Here is a 6,770-nt window from a genome sequence, read left to right as displayed (position 1 = left end):
TATTACAAGAAGGGTTGGGTTGGCTCGGGCTGCCGGGAGGGCTTTTCTGTGGGGTGTCTGTAAGGGCCTTGTCTCAATGCAAATGGTTGCATTGTTCGCGTAGTGGATGGCGTTGCGTGGGTATAGGAGCTTAAGCGCAGGGCGATACCGTGGAAGTGCGGGAAATCGGCGATTTTCTTGTGAGGGATACATGGAGGGAGGATGACGGTGTCTCTTGGGTATGACAGCTTAAAGGGGCTCTTCTCAGGTTAGTGTGTAAGGATGTCTTTGAGTTGGCTGCTGTGGATGAGGCATCGTTGGATGTAGCTGGTGGTGTTGGCGAAGCCCATGGCGTTGCCGCGCAGGGTCTCGAGCCTGCCGTTGATGGCTTCGGTGGGTCCGTTGCTTGAGTGGGGGTGGCGGAAGAGGGCGAGGATGTCGCGCATGCGTCTTTTGAGCACGCGGCCGAGGGAGGCGAGTTCCCGGCAGCCTTTGTAGCGCCCCGGTCCGGTCAGGTCGTCGATCAGCTCGCGCATCATGCGTTCGCCGCGCCGCCGGTCGTCGCACCGGTAGGCGTGTATGACCCTTTGGTAGGCGTCGTGGGTGAGCATGAGGTCGTGGTTGGTCTGGATGGCGAACAGGGTCATGAGTCTGGCACGGCCGCGTGCGCCGAGGTATTCGTCGCTGGTCAGCAGGGCGCGCCTGCAGTCGTAGAGCCTGTCGCCCTTGACACCGCGCCTGCCGGTGGCGTCGCGTTGCAGGCGGCAGCGCACCTTGGTGACGCGGGCGGCGGCCAGTTGCACGACGTGGAACGGGTCGATGACCTCGACCGCGTGGGGCACGACGGATTCGACGGCCTGCTTCCAGCCGGCGAACGCGTCCATGGCGACCACCTCGACGCGTCTTGTGAACTCGCCGCCGCGCGCCTGCATCCATTCGCGAAGCACCTGGGCGGAACGGCCCGGCACCATGTCCAGCAGTCTTGCCGGCCTGCCGTCGCAACGCGGGGTCAGGTCGACGATCACGGTCACGTACCGGTCTCCGAACGCGCCGTGGCGCCACACGTGCTCGTCCACGCCGATCGCGCGCACCGAGGAGAACCGGTCGGCCTGCTCGAGCAGCAGCATGCCCTGCTCGCGCACCGCCCGGTCGACCACCGCCCATGCCACATGAAGCAGCCTGGCGCACGCCGAGACAGTCATCGAGTCCAGGCACGCGCGCCGCAGCGCCCACATCACCGCCGGCACGCTCAACACGCCCCTGCCGGCGCCCACCGCCTCAAGATCATCGCTCCACGAGCGTGAGCACGGCACGCACTCGTAGCGGCGCACGCGCACCAGCAGATGCACCGCGTCGTCGCCGTAGGGCACATGCGCCAGCGTGCGCAGCCACGACGAACGCACCCTGGCATACGCGCCGCACGAGGGGCACCAGCGTGCGTCGTGCGAGTCCGGCTCGCACCTGATCTGCCTTAATCCCGGGCCGTCCGGCCTGCCAAGACGCCGCCACGAGAGCACACGAAGACCCATCTCATCCAAACCAAGGAAACGTTGGGGGTCGAACACGATAAACTCGGGTTCAGGCCGTGTTTCCTCATTCAATTTTTCTATCACACAAGCAATGATGAAGCACGGCCCTTACACACTAACTTGAGAAGAGCCACTTAAGTTAGTTAAGCAACCGGGTGTTCAGCCGCCTGAACATGAACAGTCCGACCATTCGGCCGGGAGTCGAAGATGAGGAGCGGAGCATGGCAGCGCAAAAGTCGAAGGTGACTATTTTCGATGTGGCGAGAGCTTCAGGGGTGTCCAGCAGCGCTGTCTCGTACGCGCTCAACGGCAAGCCGGGCGTGTCCGAGGCGACGCGCGCCAAAGTGCTCGAAGTCGCGCGCGAACTGGGGTGGAAGCCGAACGGCGCGGCCCAGTCGCTCGCGCAGTCGAAGACGCGGCGCATCGGCCTGGTCCTGGGCTACGACCCGCAGCTGCTCGCGGTCGAGCCATACATGATGAGCCTGATTTCCGGCCTTGGCGCCGAACTCGAGGAGAAGGACTATTCGCTGCTCGTGCGCATGTCGATGGACCATGACGACGAAGACGCGATCATCCGGGATTGGATCGCCACAAGCAATGTGGACGCCATGCTGCTGTTGAATCTGGAGATCGGCGACAGCCGCATCGAGACGATGAAACAGAACCCGCAGATGCCGGTGCTCGCCGTGGCCGACGCCTCGCTGACCGCCGGCCTGCCCACGCTCGCGAGCGATGACGCCGCGGCGGTCGGCCTCGCCGTGCGGCACCTGTACGACTTGGGGCACCGCAGCATCGCGCGTGTGGCGGGGCCGGAGGAACTTGGGCATTCGTATATCCGCGACGCCGCGTTCTCGGAGGCCACGACCGAACTCGGCATCCGCTACCGCTGCCTGCACACCGACTACACGCCGGCCTCCGGTGCCGGGGCCACACGCCGCCTGCTCAGCGTGAACCCGCGCCCCACCGCAATCATCTACGACAACGACGTGATGGCGCTCGCCGGCGAAGGTGTGGCCGCCATCCAGGGTGTGCGGGTGCCGGAAGATCTGTCGATCATGTCGTGGGACGATTCGTTCATGTGCGAGGCGGCGCATCCGGGCATCACCGCCCTCAACCGCGACATCGTGCGCTCAGGGCATATGGCCGCCTCACTCATGCTCAAGCTCATCGACGGCGAGGACGTGGGCGTCGTCGAAGAGCCGCCGTATGTACTGAAAATGCGCGAATCTACTGGTCCTGCGCTGGCCGGTCAGCAGGCTTGAGGACGAAGGCCTTGCACGTCGCGAGCATCGCCGCCCAGAACGAGACGCCGAAGCTCAGGATCACCCACAGCAACGGCACCCACATGATCGCGCCGGGCACAAGCGCCATCAGCGCGATCGGCAATGCCGCAAGCGCCACGATGAGCAGCGCGACGAGCGGCTTCATCAGCGCGAGGCGTGCGGATTGCACGATCTGCTCGCGCGCGGTGAGCTTGCTGCGGCCGAACAGCGGCAGCACGAACGCGAGCAGCATGGCCACGATCACGAACACCGTGACGGTGACACCGTAGAAGATTGATGCGGAATCGCCCGACTGGCGCGAGATCCACCACAGGTCGAACGCGCCGAGGCCGAACACCACGGCGTACAGCAACGTGAACAGGCAGCTCGTGCCGAAACGGCGCTTGAATGCGCGCCAGAACGCGCGGAACACGCCTTCGTCGGTGTCTTCGACGATCTCGCGCGCCACTTCGCACGCGGCGGATGTGGAGGCGCCGATCGTGAAGATGGGGATCGAGAAGACCGTCCACGCCACCGAGAGCATGGCGAGGTCGCCGATGCGGCCCATGATCGTGTTGTACGGATTGTCTTGGCGGAAGATGCCTGCGCTCATCGTGTGTTCCTTCGGGTAGATGTGGTGGTTGACTGACTGGCTTAGTGGTACAGGTAATCGATGAACCGCTGCGCGTTCGCCTGCTGCTTGGTGTTGGCCACAATGCCCACGAGCGCATCGCCGCCGTCCGCGTACCGGTGCCATTCGCCGGCGCGCTCGAGCTTGAGCCCGTAGGGTTCGGCGGCGCCCCTGCCACTGCCGGAATCGTCCACGTCGTCGGCGAGCTGCGCATCGTCGAATCCGCGGAAATCCTGTGTGTACGCGTGCAGCTGGCCGTATTCGGCGGCCGGGAGCGCCTCGTGCAGATTGCTGAAATAGCCGTAGGAAGCGAGTTCCTTGAACACGCTCGGCGGGGCGATCACCACGTCGATCTGCTCGCTCGAGATCATGGTCTGCAGTTTGGAGATGCCGTCTTTCGTGGTGTCGAAATAGTCGTCCACAATCACGTCGGCGCCGAGTTCGTGCTCGGTGGATTGCTCGAGTTTGGCGGCCTCACCCAACGGCAGCGAGCTGTCGACGACCGCCGCGTACAGCGCGGGCCGTTCGCGCGGCGAGACGATGCGCACGATCACGAATGTGCACAGTGCGATGACGATGACGGCGGCGATGCACGGCACGAGGAAGTGCTCGCGGAAATACGCAGCTTTGCGTTTGGCGGGCAGTTGCATGAAAATGCGCAACTTCGACGCGCCGGCGTATTGTGGGGCGGCGGTGAGCGTGTCGATCGCCTCGCGTTGCGAGTCAGTGAGCCGGTCGGTGTTCGGCATGGCGCCCTCCTTACTGCGGCCCCGGTGCCGCGAAACGCACAGAACACGATGTTCCGTTTGCATTACTTAAACGCTTAATTTATACTGATTGCACGGAAAAGTCAACCCCTTCACGCGTGCCGCACCGCCGCTGCGCGCGCGAATTACACTGACTGGTGAACCCACCATGGTAGGAGACAACGATGTTTGATAACGGGAATCATGTGGTGCTGCGCCGCGACGGCGTGGCCGTCGTGCTCAAGACGCCGCAGAATGAAATGCCGCAAGTGGAATACTGGGGCCGCGATTTCGGCGTGCCGAGTGCCGAGGGCGAGCTCTCCGCGCTCGACGCGATGACGCTCAAGGTCACGCCGCCCGCCGAAAAGCCGGACGCGGCGCTGCGGCCGTCACTGCTGCCGCAGGGCGCCGAGGCCTTCGCCGGGCGCCCCGGGCTCGAGGCATACCGCGGCACCGCGCCGGTGTTCGTGCGCTGGACCACGGTCGAGACGCAGGTGGCGCACAGTGGCCATGAGCTGCTCGTGCATGCCAAGGACGCCGTCAACCTTGTGGAGCTCGACGTGCGGCTGAGCCTCGCCGAAGGCGGTCTGGTGCTCATGGACGAGCGCATCGCCAACATCGACATGGAGCATGAGGAGCCGCTCACCGTGAACTGGCTCGACTCCGTGCTGCCGATCCCGCGCCGCGCCGACCATCTGACGCAGTTCACCGGCCGCTGGCCGCTCGAAAAGCAGCCGCAGACCGGCCCGCTGCCGCGTGGTTCTGTGACGCGCGACTGCCGCCATGGCAAGACGAGCCATGAAAGCCCGTGGCTGTTCGTCGCGAGCGACGGCGAACCGCTGTTCGACTCCGGCGAGGTCTGGGCGTGCCATCTGGCGTGGAGCGGCAACCAGACCTACCGGCTCGACAACCTGCCGCAGCACGAGCCGCTGCTCGGTGCGGGCGAGCTGCTGGGGCCCGGCGAGATCCAACTGCTGCCCGGCTCCGACTACGCCACGCCGCAGGTGTGCTTCTCGTGGTCCGACCACGGCCTCGACGGCATGGCCGCGCGCTTCCACCGCTGGCTGCGCTCGCTGCCGAACCATGTGCGCGGCGACCGCCTGGTGACGCTCAACACGTGGGAGGCGGTGTATTTCGACCACGACGAGGCCACGCTCATCGCGCTCGCCGATCTGGCCGCGAAGGTGGGCGTGGAGCGCTTTGTGCTCGACGACGGCTGGTTCCACCTGCGCCGCGACGACACGAAGGGCCTGGGCGACTGGATCGTCGACCCCGAGGTCTGGCCCAACGGCCTCGACACGCTCGCCGAGCATGTGCACGCCTGGGCATGCAGTTCGGCCTGTGGTTCGAGCCGGAGATGGTCAACCTCGACTCCGATTGCGCGCGCGAGCACCCAGGCTGGATCCTCGCCGCGCCCGAGGCCGTGCCGTGCCGCGAGGACATCTCATACCGCACGCAGTATGTGCTCGATCTGGCCAACCCCGATGCCTACCGCCATGTGCGCGGGCAGATGGCCGACCTGATCCGCGAACTGGGCATCGACTACATCAAGTGGGACCACAACCGCGACGTGACCGAGCCGGTGCACGACGGCCATTACGGCCTGCACGCGCAGACCGAGGCCGCCTACCGGCTGAGTTCCCGGGGCTCGAGATCGAAAGCTGTGCTTCGGGCGGTGGCCGCACCGACGCAGGGATCCTGCAGCACGCCGACCGCATCTGGGCGTCCGATTCGAACGACCCGCGCGACCGCGTGGACATCCAGCGCACCACCGAGCTCGTGGTGCCGCCCGAGATGATCGGTGCACACATCGGCCCAAGCCCGGCGCATTCCACGTGGCGCGCGACCGACCTGAGCTACCGCGCCGCGATGTCGCTCGAAGGCTGCTCCGGGTTCGAGTGGAACATCCTCGAGTGCACGGACGAGGAGATCGCGCAGATCACGGCGTTCGTGAAGCTCGTCAAGGAATTGCGCGGCCTGTTGCACGCCGGCGAGGTGCGCCACGCGGACTTCCACGACCCGGCGCTGCGTGCGCGCGGGGTCGTGGCCGATGACGCTTCGCGGGCGGTGTGGGTCGTGGCGACCGTCACGAACCTGCGCGACGTGGTGACCGAGCGCCTGCGCCCGGCCGGGCTTGACGCCTCCCGCACGTACCGCGTGCGGCTGCGCGAGGAGATCGGTGAATCGCGCTGGGGATGGAACACCCCGCAGTGGATCGCCGCCGCCGGGCGAAGGCAAGAACTCGTGGCTCACCGGCACGGCCGCGTGGACCTTCGTGGACGTCTCGCAGTATCTGCTGGGTGTGCAGCCCACATTCGACAGCCTGCGCCTCGAACCGCACCTGCCTGCGCAGTTCACCGAGTTGCACATTGAGCGTGAATGGCGCGGCGTGCGCTATGTGATCGACGCGCGGCGCACCGGCAAGGCTTCCCTGACCGTGGACGGCAAGCCTGTCAGTGGTACCACCGTGCCGATCGCAGCACCCGGAACCGAGGAGGTGCATGTCTCGCTGAACTTCTGATTCTTATCTCTTTCCTTTTCTTTCCTCAATGGTCCGCGGGCGGTCGCATGATCGCCCGCGGACCATTGTTTCGGCATGGGGTGCCGTATCTCGCTTACGCGA

5 protein-coding genes and 1 pseudogene are annotated in these 6,770 nt (G+C 65.6%); 3 read left to right on the top strand and 3 right to left on the bottom strand.

Going from position 1 to position 6,770, the window contains the following annotated elements:
• Positions 1-248: 248 nt before the first annotated feature.
• On the bottom strand, positions 249-1,580 hold the full coding sequence (locus tag BPSG_RS05665) for an ISL3 family transposase (RefSeq protein WP_462138071.1): 1,332 nt from the start codon (positions 1,578-1,580) through the stop codon (positions 249-251).
• Positions 1,581-1,729: 149 nt separating this feature from the next.
• Between BPSG_RS05665 and BPSG_RS05660 the strand changes: the two genes are divergently transcribed.
• Positions 1,730-2,770 (top strand): LacI family DNA-binding transcriptional regulator, encoded by a 1,041-nt coding sequence (locus tag BPSG_RS05660; protein WP_026644100.1) that lies wholly within the window; start codon positions 1,730-1,732, stop codon positions 2,768-2,770.
• Here the strand turns inward: BPSG_RS05660 and BPSG_RS05655 are convergent.
• Together BPSG_RS05655 and BPSG_RS05650 are read right to left on the bottom strand one after the other, a co-directional pair.
• A complete protein-coding gene (locus BPSG_RS05655) occupies positions 2,736-3,383 on the bottom strand; it encodes a YesL family protein (protein WP_026644099.1) in 648 nt (215 codons plus the stop codon). The two genes, BPSG_RS05660 and BPSG_RS05655, sit on opposite strands and share 35 nt — an antisense overlap.
• Before the next feature lie 41 nt (positions 3,384-3,424).
• On the bottom strand, positions 3,425-4,150 hold the full coding sequence (locus BPSG_RS05650; protein WP_026644098.1) for a phospholipase D-like domain-containing protein: 726 nt from the start codon (positions 4,148-4,150) through the stop codon (positions 3,425-3,427).
• A gap of 182 nt (positions 4,151-4,332) precedes the next feature.
• Between BPSG_RS05650 and BPSG_RS08945 the strand changes: the two are divergent.
• Positions 4,333-6,520 (top strand): annotated as a pseudogene (locus BPSG_RS08945) (alpha-galactosidase).
• The gene (locus BPSG_RS08720) at positions 6,510-6,668 is read left to right on the top strand and encodes a hypothetical protein (RefSeq protein WP_160268228.1); all 159 of its coding nucleotides are present in this window, start codon (positions 6,510-6,512) and stop codon (positions 6,666-6,668) included. Before BPSG_RS08945 ends, BPSG_RS08720 begins: the two are co-directional and overlap by 11 nt.
• Positions 6,669-6,770: the final 102 nt, after the last annotated feature.

It is taken from the genome of Bifidobacterium pseudolongum subsp. globosum, from assembly GCF_000741295.1.
Lineage (GTDB): Bacteria > Actinomycetota > Actinomycetes > Actinomycetales > Bifidobacteriaceae > Bifidobacterium > Bifidobacterium globosum.
This window is presented reverse-complemented; position numbering and strand designations above follow the sequence as displayed.

Coding starts and splice junctions, on each gene's coding strand:
- BPSG_RS05650 (WP_026644098.1), bottom strand. CDS start 4,150: ATGCCGAACACCGACCGGCTCACTGACTCGCAACGCGAGGCGATCGAC.
- BPSG_RS05660 (WP_026644100.1), top strand. CDS start 1,730: ATGGCAGCGCAAAAGTCGAAGGTGACTATTTTCGATGTGGCGAGAGCT.
- BPSG_RS05655 (WP_026644099.1), bottom strand. CDS start 3,383: ATGAGCGCAGGCATCTTCCGCCAAGACAATCCGTACAACACGATCATG.